The 21,834-nt window shown below is 71.3% G+C and carries 19 protein-coding genes; all 19 read left to right on the top strand.

The window, feature by feature from the left end:
• The first annotated feature begins 427 nt into the window (after positions 1-427).
• The 19 genes from ACFY0O_RS36300 (at position 428) to ACFY0O_RS36210 (ending at position 21,818) form a co-directional block, all read left to right on the top strand.
• Entirely contained in the window at positions 428-1,465 is a 1,038-nt protein-coding gene (locus tag ACFY0O_RS36300) for a conjugal transfer protein (RefSeq protein ID WP_388955028.1), read from the top strand.
• Entirely contained in the window at positions 1,462-1,782 is a 321-nt protein-coding gene (locus ACFY0O_RS36295) for a hypothetical protein (protein ID WP_388955026.1), read from the top strand. Before ACFY0O_RS36300 ends, ACFY0O_RS36295 begins: the two co-directional genes overlap by 4 nt.
• On the top strand, positions 1,779-2,282 hold the full coding sequence (locus ACFY0O_RS36290) for a hypothetical protein (protein ID WP_388955025.1): 504 nt from the start codon (positions 1,779-1,781) through the stop codon (positions 2,280-2,282). Before ACFY0O_RS36295 ends, ACFY0O_RS36290 begins: the two co-directional genes overlap by 4 nt.
• Positions 2,282-4,852, top strand: coding sequence for an ATP-binding protein (locus ACFY0O_RS36285; protein WP_388955023.1), 2,571 nt, complete (start codon positions 2,282-2,284; stop codon positions 4,850-4,852). The genes ACFY0O_RS36290 and ACFY0O_RS36285 overlap by 1 nt, the downstream gene beginning before the upstream one ends.
• Positions 4,849-5,199 carry a hypothetical protein gene (locus ACFY0O_RS36280; protein ID WP_388955021.1) on the top strand — a complete coding sequence of 117 codons (351 nt, stop codon included), beginning with the start codon at positions 4,849-4,851 and terminating at the stop codon, positions 5,197-5,199. Before ACFY0O_RS36285 ends, ACFY0O_RS36280 begins: the two co-directional genes overlap by 4 nt.
• The gene (locus tag ACFY0O_RS36275) at positions 5,196-7,877 is read left to right on the top strand and encodes a hypothetical protein (protein WP_388955018.1); all 2,682 of its coding nucleotides are present in this window, start codon (positions 5,196-5,198) and stop codon (positions 7,875-7,877) included. The genes ACFY0O_RS36280 and ACFY0O_RS36275 overlap by 4 nt, the downstream gene beginning before the upstream one ends.
• Entirely contained in the window at positions 7,874-8,995 is a 1,122-nt protein-coding gene (locus ACFY0O_RS36270; RefSeq protein ID WP_388955016.1) for an NlpC/P60 family protein, read from the top strand. Before ACFY0O_RS36275 ends, ACFY0O_RS36270 begins: the two co-directional genes overlap by 4 nt.
• A 296-nt stretch (positions 8,996-9,291) precedes the next feature.
• The gene (locus tag ACFY0O_RS36265) at positions 9,292-9,642 is read left to right on the top strand and encodes a hypothetical protein (RefSeq protein WP_388955013.1); all 351 of its coding nucleotides are present in this window, start codon (positions 9,292-9,294) and stop codon (positions 9,640-9,642) included.
• Positions 9,627-12,194, top strand: coding sequence for an ATP/GTP-binding protein (locus tag ACFY0O_RS36260; RefSeq protein WP_388955011.1), 2,568 nt, complete (start codon positions 9,627-9,629; stop codon positions 12,192-12,194). Before ACFY0O_RS36265 ends, ACFY0O_RS36260 begins: the two co-directional genes overlap by 16 nt.
• Complete coding sequence (locus tag ACFY0O_RS36255; protein ID WP_388955009.1) at positions 12,191-13,090, top strand: replication-relaxation family protein; 900 nt, start codon at positions 12,191-12,193, stop codon at positions 13,088-13,090. The genes ACFY0O_RS36260 and ACFY0O_RS36255 overlap by 4 nt, the downstream gene beginning before the upstream one ends.
• Entirely contained in the window at positions 13,087-13,353 is a 267-nt protein-coding gene (locus tag ACFY0O_RS36250) for a hypothetical protein (RefSeq protein ID WP_388955007.1), read from the top strand. The genes ACFY0O_RS36255 and ACFY0O_RS36250 overlap by 4 nt, the downstream gene beginning before the upstream one ends.
• A gap of 475 nt (positions 13,354-13,828) precedes the next feature.
• A complete protein-coding gene (locus tag ACFY0O_RS36245) occupies positions 13,829-14,404 on the top strand; it encodes a hypothetical protein (RefSeq protein WP_388955005.1) in 576 nt (191 codons plus the stop codon).
• A gap of 961 nt (positions 14,405-15,365) precedes the next feature.
• Entirely contained in the window at positions 15,366-15,974 is a 609-nt protein-coding gene (locus tag ACFY0O_RS36240; RefSeq protein WP_388955002.1) for a hypothetical protein, read from the top strand.
• Between the two features lie 395 nt (positions 15,975-16,369).
• A complete protein-coding gene (locus ACFY0O_RS36235) occupies positions 16,370-16,831 on the top strand; it encodes an ATP/GTP-binding protein (protein WP_211275085.1) in 462 nt (153 codons plus the stop codon).
• A 48-nt stretch (positions 16,832-16,879) separates the two neighbouring features.
• The gene (locus ACFY0O_RS36230; protein WP_388955000.1) at positions 16,880-17,608 is read left to right on the top strand and encodes an SAF domain-containing protein; all 729 of its coding nucleotides are present in this window, start codon (positions 16,880-16,882) and stop codon (positions 17,606-17,608) included.
• Positions 17,608-18,429 (top strand): hypothetical protein, encoded by an 822-nt coding sequence (locus tag ACFY0O_RS36225; protein WP_388954997.1) that lies wholly within the window; start codon positions 17,608-17,610, stop codon positions 18,427-18,429. The genes ACFY0O_RS36230 and ACFY0O_RS36225 overlap by 1 nt, the downstream gene beginning before the upstream one ends.
• The gene (locus ACFY0O_RS36220) at positions 18,419-19,999 is read left to right on the top strand and encodes a CpaF family protein (protein ID WP_388954994.1); all 1,581 of its coding nucleotides are present in this window, start codon (positions 18,419-18,421) and stop codon (positions 19,997-19,999) included. Before ACFY0O_RS36225 ends, ACFY0O_RS36220 begins: the two co-directional genes overlap by 11 nt.
• Positions 19,996-20,934 carry a type II secretion system F family protein gene (locus ACFY0O_RS36215; RefSeq protein ID WP_388954991.1) on the top strand — a complete coding sequence of 313 codons (939 nt, stop codon included), beginning with the start codon at positions 19,996-19,998 and terminating at the stop codon, positions 20,932-20,934. Before ACFY0O_RS36220 ends, ACFY0O_RS36215 begins: the two co-directional genes overlap by 4 nt.
• A complete protein-coding gene (locus tag ACFY0O_RS36210) occupies positions 20,931-21,818 on the top strand; it encodes a type II secretion system F family protein (RefSeq protein WP_388954989.1) in 888 nt (295 codons plus the stop codon). Before ACFY0O_RS36215 ends, ACFY0O_RS36210 begins: the two co-directional genes overlap by 4 nt.
• Positions 21,819-21,834 lie beyond the last annotated feature (16 nt).

The raw sequence follows: 21,834 nt of genomic DNA, 5'->3' as shown, positions 1-21,834 counted from the left end.
GGTCTGCCAATCGAACGGTGTATCAGGGGGTGGTTAGGGTTACTGGCGGCCGGCCTCCTACGTCAGGCCGGGAGCGGCTGCGGCCTGTGCCGCGGTTACCGTCTCGGGCGGGGGGGGGATCCTCGCCGCCGCGAGGACGGCTTCCTGGTGCGCCGTGTTGGTGGGAGCGGTGAGGTGGTTGGTGAGTTCACCAGGCGTGGTTCGTCATTGGTGAGTTCCGGTCGGCAGGGCTTTGACCTGCGGTGGGGAGGTTTTGCGACCTCACCAGCGGCACTGGTCCCTTCCCGTGATTCTGGAAGGCTGGCAGCGGTGAGCCGGCCGGTGACAACGCCACCGTTTCGTGGGGTGCAAGAACAAGCACCTCCACGGAAGGCGTTCCATGACTCCCGTTCCCCGTTCCTCACGCCGCCTGCGGCGAGCCCCACAGATGGCTGTCGCGCCGTCGCTCCGAGGCTCTCGCCCGGAGACCGTTCCGGTCGGCAAGACCGTCTCGCGCGGACCGCGACTCGCACGTGTCGGGGCCTGGGCGGCGCTGGCCGCTGGGCCCCTGGCACTGGCCGTCGCCCTCGTGATGCCGCGCGGCTCCGTCGCCCAGGCCGCCCCGGTTCCGCACGCTGACAGCACGTCCAGGCCGTCGGTCGACCCGGCGGGTACGGCCGCGCTGTTCGTGGAGCTGTGGCTGCGCTCCGATGCGGCAGAGCCCGACAGCCCTATGGCTGCGGCCCTGCGGTCGATGGCGCCCTCCGTGCAGCTCCCCAAGCGCGTTCGCGGCGAGGCGCTGCCTGGTGCACTGCGGGTGGTGCCGGTGCGGACCGCGTCCTCCCCCGGCGGCTGGACGGTGGTTGTCGCCGCTTTCACCGACGCCTTCCCCCTTGCCCCGGCGGCTTCGAGTCCGGCGCCGGAGCCTGCGGCAGGCACCGGGCCGGTGGTGCGGTACTTCGCGGTGTCCGGTACCGGGGGCCGGGACGGCGGGGCGCTGAGTGTCTCGGCTTCGCCGGCGGAGGTGTCTGCCCCCGAGACCGCGCCGGAGGCCGCGGCCGGTCCGTTCTCCCACTCCGTCCCCTCCGGGGCAGCCCTGTCGGCGTCGCTGGGTGAGTTCCTGCGGACCTACCTTGCAGGCGGGCAGGGTGCGGGGCTGGAGCGCTACCTCTCGCCCGGGATGCGTCTGTCGGCTCCGGCGGCTACCGGCTATGTGCGGGTGGACGTCGAGGACGTCGTAGCCGACACCGAGCAGGCGAGCGGGAAGGAGGTTCCGGCCGACGGGACCCGGGCGCGGGTGCGGGTCCGGGTCGCCGGTGAGGACAGGGGCGGAACAAGGTGGCCGCTGGTCTATCAGCTGGAGATGACCACGCGGGCCGGGCGGTGGGAGGTCAGCGCCCTGAAGGGCGGGGCTTCTGGTGCGACGGCCCCGTCCGTTGCCCCGTCCGGTTCGGTGGCCGCGCCCGTCGCGGGGGGTGCGCGATGAAGCAGCAGTTCATCCTCGCGGGCAAGCTCGACGAGCTGGGTGACTCCCTGATCGGAACGCTGGGCGGGTGGAGCGACAAGGGCCTGAAAGTCGCGCTGACGGTGGTGGTCGTCGTGACCGTGGCCCGCCGCTTCTCGCTGAAGGCCGGGATCGGCGCGCTGATCGCGATGGTGCTCGCGCTGGGCTTGTACGAAGCGCGGGAGTCGCTGTCCGGCGCGGTGAAGGACGAGATCAACAACCCGGCCAAGGGTGCGGGCGCTGTCACCGTCGTGGTCACCCCCAATCCTGCCGCGGGCGGCAGCGGAGGGGTTCTGTGAGCGGGGCCGAGCGGGTGCGCGTCGCGCGTGCCTACACCATTGCGCGCCGGCATCCGTGGGTGCTGGGCAAGCTCGGTGACTGGACGCTGCCGTTCGGCCCCTACACCCCGGCGCAGCTGGTGGTGCTGGGTGGTGGGGCGTTCGTCTTAATCAAGATGTTCGACTGGTGGTCGTGGGCGGGGCCGGTGCCGATCGCCCTGTGGCTGGGTGCGGTGTGGGCGGTGCGTGGGGCACAGATCGCCGGGCAGAACCCGTTCACGGCGGTGCTCGGGGTGGGCTCGCTGCTGCTTCGGCATCCGGCCGGGCGGATCGGCGGGCGGGTCGCCCGTGACCGGCAGCCGTCCTGCCTGCGTGCCCGGTTCGTCATCACCCCCGCCCTCAGGATCGCTGCGGCGGGTGCCGGGGCGGTGGCCGTGGTGGAGGCGCCTGCCGGCGGGCGGGCGGCTGCCGGTTCGGGTCTTGCGCGGCTGCTCGCCGACGGTGCGGGGAGGGCGGCGTGATGAGGACGCCTTTCCGGCATATCTCGGGACATCTGCTGTGGTCGGCCTCGGGCCGGGTGTGGGCGGTGTGGCGGGTTGCTGCGCTGCCGGGCGGCTACCTGCCCGCCCGGGTGCACCAGGACCTGCTGGGGCGGATCACCTCGCTGGTGCGGTCGATGCCCGGGATGGAGCCGCGTCTGTTTGTTCTCGCGGCCCAGACGGATCCGGGGGAGATCGCCGAGCGGATGGTCGCGGACGTCGACTGGCAGCGGCTGCCCGCGTGGGCGGAGACCTGCGCGGCGACGGTCGATCTGCTGACCGGTCAGGAGATGCACGAGCGGACGCTGTGGCTGGCCGTGCCTCTGGCGGCCAAGGGTGGAGCCGCGAGCGCTTCCCTCACGGCTTTGTACGCGGAGCTGTCGGCTGCTTTGGATCTCCCGCCGGTGCCGGTGTCCGAGGCGGAGGTGACGGCGGCCGTTGTGGAGGCTGAGCGGATCCAGACCTCCCTGGGCGGAGGATTGGGGCTTCGGCCCGCGTCGGCGGCCGAGATCGTGTGGATGCTCCAGCACGCGATCGGCCGCGGCCTGGCAAAGGAGCCACTGCTGTCGGACGCGGAGCACAGCCGGCTCTACGGCAGCAGCGTCCGGGAGGGGCGTCTGCAGTCGCCCTCGTACGCGGATCTGGGGATGGTCCGGCTGGCCGAGGGCGGCCAGGAGACGGGTGCCGATGCCAAGGTGGCGAGGCCGAGGAGCCCGTGGTGGCGGTCGGCGGCCTCGTCGCCGCTGGGCCGCCGGTGGCTTCAGGTGGAGTCCGAGGCGGGAACCGGATATCAGGCGCACCTGGCGCTGGCGGAGATCCCGCCGGCGGTGTCGGTGCGGTCCGCCGATGTCCTGGCCCAGCTGGAGGCGCTGTCCTTCCCGGTCGACGTCACGGTCGATCTGCGGGTGGTCACGGCGAAGAAGGCGCGGGCGCAGGTCCAGCGCAAGAAGCGTGAGCTCCTTGACCAGGCGGATCAGTACGGTGCGCAGCCGACGGGGATGCCGCACTCGTTGCCGGATGCCGCGGGGGATCTGGCGGAGCAGGACGCGCGGATGGCAAGGACGTCGGTGGAGGTCGAGGTCCAGTCGGTGACGGTGCTCAGTGTGTGGGGGCCGGACGCGGTGACGTGTGATGCGCGGGCGCGGGAGCTGTCGGCGGCCCTGTCGGGGGGCGACTACCGGGTGGAGCGGCCGTATGGGATGCAGGAAGAGCTGTTCGCGCTGGGCCTGCCCGGGACGGTGCGAGCGCCGAAGCTGGGGCAGTTCACGCAGCACCAGCTGTCGGAGGACTGGGCCGCCTGCGGGGCGTTGACGCTGTCGCGGGTGGGCGATCCGGCGGGGATGATGGTGGGTTACGACCTGGACTGCGGCACGATCCGGCCGGTGCTGCTGAATCCGGCGGATGCCCCGCAGGTCAACGCTTCGGCTTCCAGCGCGGTGATCGGCGACCTTGGTGCGGGCAAGAGCGTGCTGGAGAAGCTGGTCACCCAAGCGGTCGTGGACCGGGGTGGGCGGGCGATCGTCATCGACCGGACCCCGATGCGCGAGTGGGCAAGCTTCGCGCGGGCAGCCACGGGTGAACGTTGCCAGATCATCGACGCCGCGAAGGCACAGATCTCCATCGACCCGCTGCGGGTGTTCGGCGGCCCGGTCGGCGCTCACTACGCCCTGTCCTACCTGACGCTCCAGCTGGGGGTGGGGGCGATGACGGCCGCCGGGGCCGTCCTCCACCACGCGGTCGAGGAGGTCAGCGGCGGGCCGGAGCCGTCCATGGGAAAGGTGCTCGACGTCCTGGCCGCGCTGGCGGCCTCGGGCGCCGGCTCGACTCGGGCAGATGCGGCCGCCACCATGGCCGACCTGCTGCGGATCGTGCGCACCAATCCATTGGCGGCGATGGTCTTCGACCCGAGTCTGCCGCCGGTCACGCTCGATGGGGACCTCGGAGCCGACATGGTCGTGGTGACCACGACCGGTCTGACCCTGCCGCCGCGGGAGGCGTTCGCCGACGTCGAGGTGCTGCGCCAGCAGCCCTTGGAGGCGTTGATCGGGCGGGCGGTGCTGTATCTGATCGCGGCCGTGGCCCGGCAGGCGGCGTTCACCGACCCGTCCCGGTTCTGTCTGGTCTCCCTGGACGAGGTGTACTGGCTGACCTCCTCCGCGGAGGGTGCCGCTCTGGTCCACGAGATCCTCCACGACGGCCGCAAGCACGGCGCCGGTGTCTTCCTTGGAGCTCACGACAAAGAGGAGCTGGGCAAGGACGCCGGCCTGATCGCCTACCGGTTCCTGGCCCGCACCGCCGACCGCGCCCGCGCGGTCAAGGGATTGCAGTTCCTGGGCCTGGACGGCGAGGACGAGGACCTCATCCGGCTGGTCACCACCAGCCTTTCCCCGGTCGGTCAGGCCGGCCGCGAGGGCGAGATGCTGCTGCGCGATCCGCGCATGCAGGTCGGCCGGATCAAGGTCGTCGTCCCGCCCGTGCCCCGCATCAAAAAGTCGATCTTCACCACACCCAGCCGCGCGGTACAGCCCGCGGCCACCGGGGGGACCTCATGAACTGCCGATCCGGTGTGCGGATGCTGCTGGTGGGTGCCGTGGCGGTGCTGTTGCTGGCCTGCACTGTGGCCGCATGGGCCCTGCCCCATACCCCTGTGGCTGTCCCGGCCGCCGACGTGAACGCCGCGCAGGCCGGTGACAGCTGTGCACGGAACGTCCGACTGGTGGCTCACCTGCCGTGCATGCAGCCGGGCTCCGTCGAGCCTGTCGCAGCTGCGCCGCACCGGTCTACGCCGACCGTTGCCGGGCTGCCGGGGCTGGATGCTCGGTCCGCGCTGCTGCTGTTCTCCACCGCCGCTGTCGCGGCCGCCATCGCTCTGGCCAGCGTCGCCGGGCGGCGGCTGTGAGGGCCTGGCCTCGGCTGGACCGGGGCACGCTGCGCGCTGCCGGGTTCGTCGTCCTGCTCACCGTCACGTTTCTGGTGACGAACACGGCGGTGGCCGCCGCCGCAACCGGCGATACCGGCACGGGCGGGGGCTTGCTGGGGCCTTTGGACATCATGACCGGGGAGGGGGTGCCGCTGAGCAGCTATCAGCTGGAGGCGATGCCGACCATCCAGGAGTCCCAGGGGGGCATTCCGGCGGTCGATCTGGCCACGACGGGTCGGTTGCCGATTGATGTGGTCGGTGACGTCCAGCGGCTGGTCCTCAGCGGCCTGTTCACGCTGGTGCGGCTGCTGGTGGGGCTGTGTGGCTGGCTGATCGACTTCGTCTTCCGGTTCCCGCTGATCACCCTGCTGACCAAGCCCGCCCAGCAGATCGCGGATGCCTACCAGCAGCATGTGGTGGCGCCGCTCGGTCTCGAAGGCCTGCTCCTCGCGTGGGCGTTCGTGTTCGGTCTGGTCCTGTTCGTGCGGGGGAAGGTCGGCACCGGGCTCGGGGAGATCGCGCTGACCTTGGTCATCGCTGCTCTCGCCGCGAGCGCTTTCGTTCGTCCTGACTACTTGCTGGGCAGGGACGGCCCCCTCGACCAGACCCATCAGGCCGCGGTCGAGGTGGCGTCGATCACGACCGCCTCCTATTTCGGCACACCCGAGCATGGCGGCCGGCCCTGCGATGACGGTGCGGTGGGCGCTGCCCACAAGGCGTGCTTGAAGGAGAGGACGGGCGGGGCGGAAGCCGTGGTCGATCCGATCCAGCGCGCGCTGACCGACAGTTTGGTGGTCAAGCCCTACATGCTCCTGCAGTACGGCCGCGTCCTCGACCCCGACAAGGCGGAGGACGCCGACGCCTACAAGGCCCACCTGAAGTGGATGGCGAGCAACCTGCCCAAGCCGCCGCCGGGCGAGGTGGACCTCTCGAAGTGCTCCGGGGTGATCGGTGTCCTCAAAAAGGAGTGCGAGCACCAGCTGAAGGAAAGCGGCGGCAGTCGGAAGGGGTCGGCCAACCCGGAGTGCAAGGGGCTGATCGGGTCGGCCGAGGGCTACTGCAAGAACCCCTGCGCGAACATGGCCAAAGCGGCCCGGGACTTCTGCGAGAACGGGAACGGCCTTCGCGGGAAGGACGACGCTTTCGCGCAGCTCGTCAAGGACCTCAAGGATGCCGGGCCCGTCGGGCAGGAGGCAGCCGAATACGCGCAGACGCCGACCTGGGACCGGGTGTGGTCGGTCGTCGCCCTGCTGGTTGCGGTGCTTGTGGTCACCCTCATGATCGTGTCGATGGCGGTCGTGATGCTCGGCGCGCAGGGCGCCGACGCGGCCGCCGCGGCCGGCGGCCCCATTGCCTGGGTGTGGTCGATGCTTCCCGGCCCCTCCCGCATGCTGCTGTGGCGGTGGGTGGGGGTGTTCGTCGCCTCGGCTCTGGTGTCCTTCATGGCCGCCCTGTGCCTGCCCATGTTCGGGATCGCTGTGGACGCGGTGCTGTCGGACAGCGGAACCGACCTGATGGTGGAGCGCCTGCTGCTGGTGGACGCGGTCGCTGTGGCGTTCTTGGTCATGCACCGGCGGGTGCTGGCCGCGACGTCCGGTTTCGGACAGCGGATGGCCACGCGCATGCGCTACCGGAAGATCGGCGGCAGCCACCTGCGCGGGGACAGCTCCGAGATCGGCGCTGCCCTCGCCGAGCACAGCCCGGCCAGCGGGCTTGCGCGCAGGGACGGACAACCTTCCGCGGCACACGGGAGTTTCGGTGCACGCCTGGCTGCCCTGGGCAGTCTCGCGGCGATGAGCGACGGGGCCGGCATGCCGATGTCCCCTGGCCGCTTCCTGGGCGATGCCCTCGCCGAAGGCAGGCGCGGTCTGGCACCGATCGCCCTCGCGCTGCGGGCCGGGCACACCGCGTTGATCGGACCCCGCAAGCAGGGGCAGCACCCGGCCGCGCAGGCTTTCTCCGCCGCCGCGCACGGCGGGGCCGCCGGCTCGGGAGAGGTGGTCGCTGATCAGTGGACGGGGGAGGTCCTGCACGATCCGGCGACCGACCGGCCGCTGCTCGGGTCCCGGATCCATGCCCGTGCCTCGCGGCTGCGTAGCTACCGGATCGCCTCCCGCGGCGCGCGCCTCGCCTACGGCGCGACCCTGGGGCTCCCCCGCAATCTGGGCCGCGCCCACGGGGCTGCGAGTGAGTTCACCGATGACGCCCGCACCCAGCTGCGCGTGGCGGCACACCAGGTCCGCGAGGACGCCGACCGGTGGGCTGAAGGCGGCCGGCTCGTACGGGACGGCGTCGACCACGCCGGGCAGCGCCTTGCGACCGCCTGGCAGGTCCACGACCCGGTGGGGGCGGTTCGCGAGACCGCCGTGGCCGCTGCCATCGCCACCGCTCCTCTGGCCGCTTCCTCCCGCGGCGGCGAAGGGGTGTCCAGGAGGACCATTTCGGCGCCGCGTGCCGAGGCGGGCCGTGAGCCGGCGCCCCGTCGCCGGTCGGCAGAGCCCGCCGCCACTCCCCCGCTGGCTGAGCGCCGTGATGCCGGCAGCGGTCCTGCAGGGGCGGCCGGCCGAGAGGCGGAGGAGGCGAACGCGGCACGGCTACGCGCGATCTTCGAAGCCCGCGTGGCGGAGCGCCGTCGCCGTGAAGGCGGTGAGAGGTGAAGCGGTGGCAGAAGTTGGGATGCCTGGGAGTGCTGCTGATGGTGGTGGCGTGCTGCACCGCGCCGGTGCTGATGGTGGCCGCCGCCACCCGGGCTCGCGGGGGCGTGCCGGCCGGCTCGGCGGTGAGTGCGGCTGCGGCCGGGATCCCTGAGCGGATGTTCGCCGCCTACCTCACCGGTGCGGCGCAGGTGACCACGTATGTTCCGGGGTGCAGGGGGATGCGGTGGCAGGTCCTCGCCGGGATCGCCCGGGTCGAGTCCGACCACGCCGCCGGCCATACCCTCGCAGCGGGCGGGGACATCTCCCCGATCATCACCGGCCCCCGCCTGGACGGCTCCGGCGCGGGCGGGAACACCACGGCGATCGGCGACACCGACGGTGGACGCTGGGACAACGACCCCCAGTTCGACCGGGCGGTGGGTCCCTTCCAGTTCCTGCCCGAGACGTTCCGCGCCTACGGCAAGGACGGCAACAAGGACGGGACGATCAGCCCGCACAACGCCGACGACGCCGCCGCATCGGCCGCCGTCTACCTCTGTGGCGACGGGCGCAACCTCGGCGACCGGGAGCAGCTGCGCGCCGCGATCCACACCTACAACCTGTCCTGGGCGTATGTGGACGACGTCATGTCGGGCATCGACCGCTACGACGCCCTCGGCACCGCGCCCGCCGTCCCGTCGGGGAACATCGGCGCGGTCATCCAGGCCGCGTTGACCCAGCAGGGCATCCCCTACTCCTGGGGCGGCGGCGGACCCGAAGGCCCCAGCACGGGGATCTGCTGCTCGCCCCGCGGGCAGGACGGCGGCTCTGTGGTCGGCTACGACTGCTCGGGCCTGACCCAGTACGCCTTCGCCCGGGCCGGAATCGTGCTGCCGCGTACGGCGGCCTCACAGGCCAGCACTGGCCGGCGGATCCCGGCGTCCGCCGGATACACGGCGCTGCGCCCGGGCGACCTCGTCTTCTACGGCTACAGCCCCACTGCGGATTCGACCATCCACCACGTCGGGATCTATCTCGGCGACGGAAAGATGATCAACGCGCCGCGGCCCGGGACGCAGGTGCGGATCGACCCCGTCACCGCGATGCCCGACTACGCGGGAGGGGCCCGACTCCTGTGACCGGACGTGCATGGACGGGCGGCCGCCTGATCGGTGCCGCAGCCGTCCTGACCGCCGCAGGAATGGTCCTGCTGTGGATGGGAGCACACGGCGCCAGCACGCAGCAGGCCGATGCCGTGGCGCCGCGGCCTGCGGCCCCTGCCTCCTGGCGCCCGGGGCCGGCCGCGCCGTCGGCCGCCGTGTCCGTCGCACCCCCGTCACCGCGGTCCGCCGCCGACGCGACGCCTTCCGCCGCTCCGGCGGCACCGGCCCCCACCCGGCAGCCGGCCGGACCCGGTGCCGGCGATGGCAGCGCTGTGGCGCGAGAGCTCCCGCCGCCGGGGTCCGGGCCAGCAGCCGACCCGATCATCCAGCAGGCCCTGGACCAGGCCAGCACGCCCGATCTCCCACCGGACGACGAGCAGCGGCTGCTCGAACTGGGCCGCACGGCCTGGACGGCGGAGACCACCGGCTACACGCAAGTGCGGATCCAGGCCGCCACCGCCCGCCGCGACACCACAGCCCCCGCAGGCGGCGAACGGACACAGGTACAGGCCGTGGTGCGGCTGGTGTGGGCCGGCGCGGATCCGGCCGGGACCTTCCTCGACGGTCGCACCGCGGCCCTCCACTACACCCAGAACGGACAAGGATCATGGAAGCGCACCTGACCGCCATGGCGGTCCTGCCCATGGGCGCCGCGCTGTGGGACGGGCTGGCGGCGCTCGCCGGCTGGATCCTGGCGAACTCCTGGTGGCTGGCCTTGCTCACGGCTGCCGCCCTGATCGGATGGGAGCACCTGCAGCGGCGCCTGAGCGCCGCAGCCCTGTCGCGGCGCACCTACCTCCAGCTGGAGCCGACGCCGGCCTTCGAGCCGGATGCCGAGCAGATCTGGCGGCAGGGCATGCAACTGGTGCGGGCGGCCGGCTCGGGTCCGTGGTGGACACCGCGCCGGGCGCGCTCGGTGAGGGTGCGACTGCGCGCGGACGGGAAGCGTCCCCTGGTCTACCGGATCGAGGCCCCGTCGACGGCGCATCCCTTGCTGAAGCAGACCCCGTACGGGCCGCGGGTCGAGGTGAAACAGACGGCCCCGGTCGCCGACAAGCAGCAGGCTCACGTCGTACGCGCAGTATTAACCCTGCACGGAGAGCCGGGCTCGCGGCTGCGTGAGGTGCCGCTGGACCCGGATCCGCTCCAGCCGCTGATCGACGCGGTCGCCGACCTGAACGCGGAGCTCGGCGATCTCGCCGAGGTGTGCGTGGATCTTTCCCCCGCGCCGCGCTGGCACCTGGCCGTACGGCGGATGCAGGCCATGCAGCGCGCCCGCGACCAGGCCCGCCGGGAAGCCCAGCGTGAGGCACGCTGGCTGACCCGCGAGCCGGCCGCCATGGGAAGGCTGCTCGACCCGTCCGAGTGGCACGGCAGCCCCAGGGGACAGATGGTGATGTCCCCCAGGCCCCGCCAGGTCGACCGGGAAGTGGTCCTGGGAAAGCTTACGCACAGCCCGGGGCTGGTGCGGGTGCAGATCCTGGTGCGCTGTGCCTCGGACGCGGACGGGCGTGCGCAGGCCCGGCTGGCGCGCATCAAGGCGGCCATGGACGTCTACGCCGGCCCCTCGCGCCTGGCCGCACTCGGCTGGTCCGCCGGACCTCTGCGCCTCGGCCCCGACCGCAGGCCGTGGCTGGGCCGGTTCGACGCGCAGTGGGCAACAGCCGTGATGCGCCCGGCCCGCGGCGGGTGGGCGCACATCGACGAACTGGCAGGGCTGCTGAAGCCGCCGACCGTCGCAGCCCGGCTACCGCTGCTGGAGACCGAGATGCCCACCTACGCCCTGGGGCAGGATCTGCTGCCCCAGGGGTGGTACCGGGGGGCCGACGGCCGCGAGCGGCTGCTGGCTACCTACGAGGACGACACCCTCTTCGAAGTCCAGTCGGGCAAGGCTGGCTGGGGCAAGACGATGCGCGCCCAGGTGCATGCCGTGGCCAGCGCTCATAACGGGCGCGGGCTGGCGTTCGTCGACCCGCACGGGGACTCCTTCACCGACGTCGCCCGCTACCTCGCCCACGAGGACGTCATCGACCGGGTCGCGCTGTTCGACCTGACTGTCCGCGAGGACGAGGACATGCTCAGCTGCTGGAACGTGCTGGACATGACCACTGGGCAGCCGGCGCACGAGGTGACCGCCTCGGTCGTGGAGGCGTTCGCGGGAGCCCTGGGATGGGAGGACGTCACCGCACCCCGGGCGCTCACCATCTTGACCAAGGCGGTCGAGGCCCTGGTAGCCGTCAATACCCAGGCCGTCGGGGAGCAACTCCCGGAAGTGCAGGCCACGATCTTCCAGGTGCGGTCGCTCCTGACCGATCCCACCTTCCGCCACCTCGCCCTTTCCGCGCTGGACGTCGAGGCACGGCACTGGTGGACGCGGAGCTTCCCCGGCTTCCCCCGCGAGGCCGTCCTGACCGTCTTGAACCCTCTGGAGCGCCTCGGGGCCAACCCTGTTGTGCGTGCGGCCCTGGGCTGTCCCGCCGGCGGGTACGACATCCGCCGCGCCATGGACGAGGGCCAGGTGCTGTGGATCTGCCCGCCAGGCACCGGGCCCACCGACCGGCTGCTCGTGTCTCTGATGGTCCACGACTTCCTGCGCGCCGGCCTCTCACGCCGCGATCTCCCCGAAGCCAAGCGGCGGCCCTTCCGCTTCTACCTCGACGAGCTGATCTCCCTGGACCAGGGGTCATCCACCGTGCTGGCGGAGATCACCGAGCAGCTGCGCAAGTTCGGCTGCCGTCTCCACGGAATGACCCAGCTCATGCACCGCCTCAGCCCCTCCACCCGGTCCGCTCTTCTGCAGAACGCCTCCTGTCTGTCCACCACGGCCGGATCGGCAGAGGCCATCGCCCAGATCACCAGCCAGTGGCCCGGCACCGTCACCCCCCGCGACGTCGCCGGCCTCGAGCGGTGGCGCCACTACGCGTCCTTCACCGTCGCTGGCAAACGCACCGGCCCGGTGCCGATCCGGGGCCCCGAACTGGCCGAGGTGTTCGGCGATCTCGCCCGGCCCGGCCAAGTCGCCGCCCTGCACAAGAGGGCACACGCCAACACCGCAGCCCAGTCCTTGGCCGTACTGAGCGCCGTGGCACTCACCCAGGAAGAAGCGGTCCGCTCCTTCCTCACTACCCGCACCACACCCACCGACGTTCACGACGCAGGAGAGCAGTACGCATGACTACCGCGATCATGTTCCAGCCCGCCACCGCAGACACCCACGCCCACCAGGCCCTTGCCCTGATCGCCCAGCACCGGCTGCTGACCAGCACCCAGATCCACCAACTGGTCACCCCCAACAGCCCGCCCCGCAAGATCCACAAGGTTCTGGTCCCCCTGCGCGAGCAAGGGCTGATCACCCATGCCGTTCTCCCCGGCCGCCTCCAAGCCCACTTCCTCACCCCCGCCGGCCACCACACGGTCGCCGACTGGCCCGAACTCCGCGGCCGCACCGCCACACCCATCCACTCCCCCGAGGCAGCCTCCCTGCGCGCCGCCCACATCCTCACCGGCGTCCGCGCCCACCTCGCCTTCCTCACCGCCGCCCGCGCGCGGGGCGACGAATACCAGCCCCTGGACTGGGTGCCCGAGGTCACCCACCGCCTCCCCGACACCGCGGGCGAAGACCGGCTGATCGCCGACGCCGTTTTCCACTACACCGCCACCGGCCCCCGACGGCAATACCGGGCGTTCGTCGAGATCGACCGCGCCACCATGAGCAGCGAGCGCCTGGCCCGCAAACTCATCACCTACGCCCGCTTCCACGACTACACCCCCCAACCCGCTGGCCGGCGGGGCACCGTCGCCGACCAGGCCGCGGTCCTTGCCTGGCAGCGCTCCTATCCCCGCTTCCCCCGCATCCTGTTCATCCTCACCGGCGCCTCCCGCACCACCCTGACCAACCGGATCGCGGACCTGCGGCGGATGACCGCCGACCACGACCTCGTCACCCGCCTCAGCGCCCACGTCCCCCTCGGCGCGGCCGTCCTCGAAGACCTCGAAGCCCACGGCCCCCAGGCAAAGGTCTGGACGCCCCTGGCCGGTAGCAGCGAGCCCCGTGGCTGGACCCAGCTGTGATCCGGCCCTGGCCCGCAGGGCTCTCCGCGAGCGACCTCACCGACTACCACCAGGCCCAAGCCGACCACGACGACCTCATGCAGCAGGTCGCGGACCGCGAGTTCCAGATGGAGACCGGCCTGATCGACAGCTACGGCGACTACCACTTCATCTGGCAGGACGACGGACACGCCGAACTGCAGCCACCCACCGCTGTCCCAGGTCAGGAAACGGGCAACGGCGCCTGGGCCGGTTGTGATGGGACCGACGAGCCTCCGTTCTGACCGCCGTACGGCACAGCGAGGACACAAGCCTCTGCGGTCTTCCGCACGGACCAGCAACAAGGTGCCGGTGAGTTCGTCATCCCAATCGTGATCGGGCTGAGGACGGCTGGTGAGAAAGCCGGTGAGGAGCACCAATAAGCATTGCCAGCAGCAAAGAACAAGCCATCGGGTGCAATTCAGGCCACAGCCTGTCGGAATCACGTCATTACCGGGTGACGCCGACCACAGCAGCCAGAAACCGCACGTCAGCGCCTCGCAGACACAAGATCATCGAGCATTAACGGGCAAAGGTAACGTCCAGTCACCTGCACCACAAGAACCCCATAGGAGCTCGGGCGTTGACGTCGTATGGTGCCGGATAGAACGACCACCAAAACCGCACACGACACATTGCAGCAGCGATTTTCGCGGGCTGGGTTACAACCCGCCCGACAAGGCGACCGGGGAGAGTCCAGTGGCAACACGACACCGCCCAATGCGCAGGGCCCAGCAACACCGTCGGCTCCTTGCGGTCGCTGCCATCACCACCACTGCAGCAGCGCTCACGGCTGGCTGCACCGCAGAACCCAGTCGCATCCCCCCGCCTGCCTCCGCTTCCAGACCTGCCGTAACACCGAGCATCGCTGACCCGCAGGCTGAGGCGAAGACCAAGATCCTCGCCACGTACAGCGCATTCTGGGCGGAGTCCGTCAAGGCGTACGAGGCCGGAACCGAGCAGGGCACGAAGCTCGTGGATTACGCGGCCAAGGACGCGCTGAACCAGACACTCACCGACATCGCGAACATGCAGCGAGCCGGCACCACCATGAAGGGCGCGCCTGGGCATCGGCCAGAAGTCTCAGCGGTGAACTTGTCCGGTGGGCAGCCCACGGCCACGATCTCGGACTGTTTCGATCTCTCCACCTGGAAGATCATCGACCGCTCAAGCGGCCAGGTGAGGCCCTTCCCCACTGAACAGCCCATGCACTACATCACCGTGTTCGACGCAGAGCTCCAGGGCGGCCGGTGGATGCTGACCAAGTTCGTCCGGCACGGAGACCGCACATGCTGAGACGGAGGGCGCTCACGGTCTTCACAGCTGCGGCCGCTGCGGTTTGGGTCTGTCCCGCTGCCGCCTATGCGGGCGGAGGCGTGTGTGACGGCGCCTCGGGATGGGTGAGCGTCTGCGCCGACAAGCCTGGGCAGGGCGGAGGCAGCGCCGGACAGCAAGGCGGCAGCGCCAGCAACGGCGGAGGCGGAGGCGACGGCCCTCCGCCGAGGTGGGCGTGCACACGCACCCTGCTGGATCCCCAACCTCCCGCAGGAAGTGCCGCCTGGGAGGGGCACCAGCCGGGAGACGGTGCGGTCTACCGCAAGAGGTGCAGCTGGGTCGACTCAGTCAACGGGAACATCGTCATCACCACCGAATGGTCCAACACTCCGGATGCTGTGACCGTTGACCCAGCCGTGCTGGCTCATCGAGCGGTGGACAGCATGCTCCTGGCAGGCCCGGCCATTGCGAGCCCGAGGCCTGACGGCAAGTACACCGTAGGCGTGCCACTGTGGTTATGGGTGAGTCAGAGTCCCACAACGTGGGGCCCCAACACAGCATCGGCGTCGGCGGGCGGAATCACGGTGAAGGCGACAGCCACAGTGTCCTCCGTCGCCTGGCACATGGGGGACGGCTCCACCGTGACTTGCAGGGGCCCGGGGTCCGCGTACACCGCAGCCCACGGCATGACACCCTCCCCCGACTGCGGACACCTCTATCGGTCGACATCGGGAAACCAGCCAAACGGCACATACCAGGGGACCGCGACGGCCACATGGAGGGTCGACTGGGCCGTCACGGGCGGCGGGCAGACCGGCCAGTTCACCGAGGTCCGCCAGTCACCGTTCACGGTCTCAGTGGGCGAAGTCCAGGTAGTGGGCCAGTAGGACCTGACCTGGGCGCAGCCCATCGCACCGTTCCTTCAGCAATTTACGCGGGTTGCACGGCAACCCTCCAGACAAGGTGACCCGGGGAGACTTCCGTGGCAATCGCACGACAGCACCACACCGGAAACCGTCGACTGCTCGCGGCGGCAGCCGCCGCCGCGACCGTCGCGGCCCTCACGGCCGGATGCACCAGCGGAAGCAAGAACGACAAGAACGCCGCCACCGGCCCGAGCGTCTCCCCCAGCGCCACCACGGCCGCCGCCTCGCCGAGCACACCCGTCGACCCCGAAGCGGCCGACAAGGCCGAGGTCCAGGTTGCTTACACCCATTACTGGGACGTTCTGACCAGCGCTTACGCCAAGTCCGACCCGCAGGGGACAGACCTGAGCAAGGTCACCACCGGCAACGCACTTGTACAGACGGAGCAGGAACTCGCCAGTCTCCGTACGAGCGGCTACATCGTCGTCGGGCAGCCGAAGCACTCGAAGACCGCGGTCACCTTCAAACCGGACACGAAGCTGAAGACCGCCGTCATCACTGACTGCATGGACGTCTCTCAGTGGAAGCCGGTGAACAAGGACTCCGGCAAGCCGGCCGATCTGCCCACCACCCGGCTCCAGCGCTACATCACCACCGTGACCGCCGAGAAGTGGCCGAGTGGATGGATGGTCTTGGAAGAGAAGCCGGAAGGACAGGCATGCTGAGACACGGCGCGCGCTCGGTAGGGGTCCTCCTTCTCCTCGCGGCCACCGCTCCGACGGCCTACGCGGACGATCCAGTCAGCGTGGGGGGCTGCGCCGACCTGAAGCACTTCTGTGTCGGAGCGAACAGCCCCGGCTCCGTCAAGCCGCCCACCAAGGAGCAAACAGGTGGCTCCTCGACGGGTTCCGGGAGCAACATCGACGGCTTGGGGCGGGATTGCTCGTTTCGGCCGCTGGATCCTCCTCCGCCGGCTGGCAGCGCTCTGTGGCAGGGCCACTCGCCCGGCGACGGGGCGGTCTACCTCGACCCGTGCGGACTCGGAAACGGCATCGCGGACGGCGACAATCTCGCGGGAGCGGGCCGGGCCTTCTGGGCGCAGAACCCGCCCGCTGTGGCCGTGGACCCTGCTGTCCTCGCGCAGCGCGCGGTCGACTCGATGCTCCTTCGCCCGCCGGCCATCGGGATCGTCCCCAAGCCGGGTGGTGTCGGTGTCGTCGGGATGCCGGTCTACATGTGGACGGCGACGGGCCCCGAGACCTATGGCCCTAACGTCGCGTCCGCTTCCGCCGGTGCCGTCACGGTCACCGCCACGGCCAGGGTCGCCAAGATCGTATGGGCGATGGGTGACGGCACGACGGTCACCTGCACCACCCCGGGCACCCCCTACCAGGCGCAGTTCGGCAAGAACCCGTCGCCCGACTGCGGTCACAGCTACCGGACGCCCGGCAAGTACCACGTGACGGCGACGTCTACGTGGGCGATCGACTGGACCGGCGGTGGCCAGAGCGGCCAGCTGACCGAGGTCCGCTCCAGTGCCGTGGACATCGCCGTGGGCGAAGTCCAGGTAGTGGGCCAGTAGCCCTGGTCCCCACTTTTCCTATCTTCCTCTCTGCTGGAGGCACATCACGTGAGCACCACCACCACGGGCACGCAGGGCCGTGCCGCCGTCCCCGGGCCGGGCGGGCCTGCGGACAGCCCGGCACCGGCCCCGCGAGTAGTTCGCCAGCGACGTCGCCGTCCCGGGCTGATCGCGCTGTCCGTCGCGCTGATCGCGGCTGGCGGCCTGTCGGGGGCGCTGCTGTTCACCGCGTCGGGACAGCGGTCGAGTGTGCTGGTGGTGGCCCGGGACGTGCCGGTGGGCGCCACGCTGACGGAGGCCGACCTGGCGCCGGCTTCCCTGGCGCTGGACCCGGTGGTCAAGGCGGTCCCCGCGGCGAAGAAGGCGCGCCTGGTCGGCCAGCGCGCCGCCGTGGCCCTGAAGGCCGGGTCGCTGCTGTCGCCGGGCCAGATCACCGCCGTCTCCCTGGTCAAGAACGGTGAGCAGTTGGTGGGTGTGGCGTTGAAGCCGTCGCAGCTGCCGGCGTCACGGCTGGCTCCCGGGCAGAAGGTGCTGATCGTCTCGACACCGGACCCGGCGCAGGCGGGGGCGGCCGCAGCCGCAGGCAAGCCCGCGGATCCGGCGCCTGTGCCGAAGACGCTGGCGGCGACGGTGGTCGCGGTCGGGGTGGCGGCGCCGGCGACGGGTGTTGTGGTGGTGGATGTGGCGGTGCCCGCCGCTGACGGGCCGGTGCTGGCGTCGCGGGTGGCGACGGGTGCGGTGGCGTTGATCGTGGCCGCGCAGGAGGGGGGTTCCTGATGGCGGTGGTGGCGCTGGCGGGCGGGCTGGGGGCGCCGGGGGTGACCACGGCGGCTTTGGCGTTGTTGATGACGTGGCCGATGCCCGCGGGGCATCGGGTGGTGCTGGCCGAGGCGGATCCGGACGGTGGGGCGGTCCTGCCGGGTGCGCTCCAGGGGACCTTGGACAACTCGCGGGGGATGCGGAATCTGGCGATCGCCGCTCGGCAGGGGCGTGAGCAGCTGGTGGAGGCGTTCTGGCGGCAGCTGGTGGACGTCACCGATGCGGGGACGCGGGACCGGCTGGTGCTGCCCGGCCTCTACGACCCGGCGCACGCCTCGGCGATGGAGCCGGTGTGGCGGCCGCTTTCGGCCGTGTTCGCGGGGATCGAGCAGCACGGGCACGACGTGATCGTGGACCTGGGCCGGCGGGGCACTGTCGGTGCTCCCGGGGTGCTCGCGCAGAAGGCGGACGCTGTCCTGCTGGTCGCGCGCAATACGCTGCGCGGGCTCCAGAGCGCCCAGGTGCGGCTGGAGGCGTTGCGGGAGTCGCTGGGTGGCGCCACGGAGCTGGGGATACTGCTGGTGGACCAGGGGCCCTTCTCCAAGGAGGAGGTGCGCAAGCACCTGGGGGTCACGGTCACCGCGGTGCTGCCGTGGCGGCCCAAGGAAGCGGCGGTGCTGTCGGACGGGGCGGAGCAGCCGCGCCGCTTCGAGGCCGGTGAGCTGATGCGCTCTGCCCGGTCGGCAGCAGTGCGGGTGCAGGAGCTGGTGGCGGTCCGCCGCGCGCGCCTGGCCCCGCCCAGCGCGGACGCGGCCCAGGTGGTGAGCGGTGCGCGCTAACCCCCTGCACAACGACCCCCGCGTCGCCGGGTCTGGGTCTCTCGAAAGTCGGCTGGGCGCCGTCCGCGGCGTGGCCGTGGTGGCCTCGCCGCAGGCCGTGGATTCCCGCCCGGCCAACCCGTGGGTTCCCGCCCCCACGGCCCCCGTCGCCGGCGCGCAGCGCCTGCCCGAGCCGGCTGCTGGGCCGGGCGGTGATGTGGTGGTGGACTACGGGGCGGTGCGGCTGATCAAGAAGCAGGTCGGGGAGCGGTTGACCGAGCTGCTGCGGGCCCGGCCCGGGCTGAGTCAGGCCGCGCAGGAGCAGCAGGGCCGGCACCTGATCAACGAGCAGGTCGCCGTGTGGTCGGACGCCGAGGCCGTCAAACGAGGGGTGGCCACCAGCCCGCGCGAGGACGCGCTGATCGCGCAGGCGGTGTTCGATCTGCAGTTCCGGGCCGGGCGGCTGCAGCAGCACCTGGACAACACGCTGGTGGAGAACATCTTCATCAACGGGTACGCGGACGTGTGGCTGGACTTCACCGACGGGCGGCGCGTGCGGGTGGCGCCGGTCGCGGACTCCGACGAGGAACTGCGCGAGCTCCTGCGGGACCTGGCCCGGCGCACCACCGGGCAGGCGGAGAGGAGCTTGTCGACGGCGGATCCGTTCCTGGCGCTGCGCCTGGCCGACGGGTCCCGCCTCCAGGCGGTCATCGACGTCACGCCGGGCACGTATGTGACGATCCGCCGGCACAGCATGCGCCACGCCGACCTGCCCGAACTCGTCTCGCGGGGGATGCTCGATTCCACGCTGGAATCCTTCTTGCGGGCGTGTGTGCGCGCGGAGAAGAACGTCATGATCGTGGGCGGTCAGGCCGCGGGGAAGACGACCCTGCTGCGGGCGCTGCTCAAGGAGATCGACCCCGACGAGCGGTTCGCCACGCTGGAGACCGAATTCGAACTTTTTGCCCATGAGAACGGGTACCACCAGCAGGTCGTGCCGATGGAGGCCCGCGAATCCAACGGCGAAATGGTCGCCGGCGTCGCCGCCGGTGAGATCACGCTGATGGACCTGATGTACCGGGCGCTGCGCATGACGCTCACGCGGATCGTGGTCGGTGAGGTCCGCGGGCCGGAGATCGTGGCCATGCTCCAGGCGATGACCAACGGCGCGGGCGGCAACCTGTGCACCCTGCACGCCATCCACCCCTCCGTCGTCTTCGACCGGATCGCCGAGCTGTATCTGCTGGCGCAGGCCAACATGTCGGAGTCGCTGGCCTACCGGCAGGCCGCGAACGGGCTGCACTTCATCGTGTTCGTCTCCTCCGTGGACGAAACGAAGATCGGCGGTCACCGGCACCGGTTCGTCTCCCACGTCCTGGAGGTCACCGGCATCGGCGAAGGCGGACGCCCGGAGACCAACCAGATCTTTGGGCCGCGTCCGGAGTGGGGTGAGCACCGGGCGGTGCCGTTGATGCTGCCGCGCTGCATCAACGACCTGCGCCGGGCCGGCTTCGACGCCTCGCTGCTGAACGAGCAGTCCGGGGCATGGGGCGCGGCGCTGCCGCTGCTGGTGAGAGAGGCGGCGCTGTGACCGTTTTGTGGTGGGTGCTCGCGGGGCTCGCCCTGTCGGGCGGCCTGGTCGGCCTGGTGGCCGGCATCGTCGGTACCAGCGCACCGAAGGGGCCGGGGCTGGCCGCGCGGCTGCGGGCCGGGCGGCAGCTGGCGAGCCGCGACGAGCGGATGGCCCGGCGTACCCGCCTGGTGGGCGGGGCTCTGGGCGGGGTGCTGCTGTGGATGGTGACGGGGGTGTTCATCGCCGCGATCATGCTGTTCCTGGCGGTGATAGGGGTTCCGTGGCTGCTGTCGCCGACGAAGTCGGCCACCGCCCGGATCGGGAAGCTCGAAGCCCTGGGTGACTGGACTCAGCGTCTGGCCAACGTCCTGCGGCTGGGGCGGGGCCTGGACGAGGCGCTGCAGATCTCCCGTCGCGGGTGTCCGGAGGACATCGCTGGTGAGGTTGCCGATCTCGTGGACCGGCTCCAGGTCGGCTGGCGGCCCACCGACGCGCTGCGCACCTTCGGCGACGCCCTGAACGATGTGACGGCCGACAAGGTGGTCGCGGCACTGGTGCTCTCGGCGGCCGACCGGGGGCCCGGGCTCGCGCAGGCGTTGGACGACCTCGCCGAGTCCGTCCACGAGGAAGTCGCCCGACGGCGGGGGATCGAGGCCGACCGGGCCAAGCCGCGTACGACGATGCGGTGGATGACCATCATCACCCTCGGCGTCGTCGGTGCCGGATTCCTCGTCCCCTCCTACACCGCCCCCTACGGGACGATGGTGGGCCAGCTGGTCCTGGCCGTGCTGCTCGCGGGGTTCGTCGGGGTCCTGGTGATGATGCGGCAGATCGCCGACATCAAGCCCGTCCCCCGCTTCCTGATCGCCGACCCCCGCAGCGCCGTCACCCCCACCCCCTCCCCCGTAGGCGTTGAAGACGCATCCGAATCGGCTGTGGAGGTGGGCGCATGATGCCAGTCGCGGCGATCCTGTCCGGAGCAGCCATCGGAGGCGGCGGCGCCCTTCTCATCCGCGAGATCCTGCGGCCTGCGCCGGCGCTCGGGCCGGCTCTGCGCCGCCTCAACCAGCCCGCACCCCCGCCCGCCGCCGCGGGCGACCAGGCCGTGGATCGGGACGAGCGGTGGGGGCAGTGGCTGCTTGAGCGCCTGGCGGACGTGCCGGGCGTCCGGATCCCGTACAAGGACCTGGCCCTGACCGGCAGCACTCCCGCCCGGTTCCTCCTGACCAAGGTGGCGCTGGCCGGCGGCGGGCTGCTGCTGCCGCCGCTGTCCACCGTCCCGTTCCTCCTGCTCGGGCTTCCCCTGTATCTGCCCGCGATCGTCGCGGTCCTGGCAGCGGCCGTGCTGTGGTTCGCGCCGGATCTGGCACTGCGCGACAAGGCGAAGCGGGCCCGGGCGGAGTTCGCCCACGCCATGGCCGCCTACCTCGACCTGGTCGCGCTGCGCCGGGCCGGGAACGTCTCCGCCGAGCAGGCCATGGAACAGGCCGCCCAGGTCGGCACCGGGTGGGCATTCCAGCGGATCCAGGCGGCCCTGGCCCAGTCCCGGGTCGACAAGGTGCCGCACTGGGAGTCCCTGGCCCGGCTGACCGCCGAACTCGACCTGCCCGTCATGGACGACCTGGCGGCGATCATGCGGCAGTCCGCCGACGACGGCGCGTCCGTCTACGCCACCCTGCGCTCCCGCGCGAAGAACCTGCGCACCGAACTGCTGGCCGCCCAGGCGGCCGACGCCAACGCGAACAGCGAGAAGATGACCGCCCCCGGCGCCCTGCTGGCCGTCCTGGTCATGCTCCTGATCGCGTTCCCCGCCATCATCCGCATGCTCACCACCTGACCCGCACAAGGGAGTC

Origin of the sequence: Streptomyces sp. NPDC001594 (assembly GCF_042893675.1) — a bacterium.
Taxonomy (GTDB): domain Bacteria; phylum Actinomycetota; class Actinomycetes; order Streptomycetales; family Streptomycetaceae; genus Streptomyces.
This window is presented reverse-complemented; position numbering and strand designations above follow the sequence as displayed.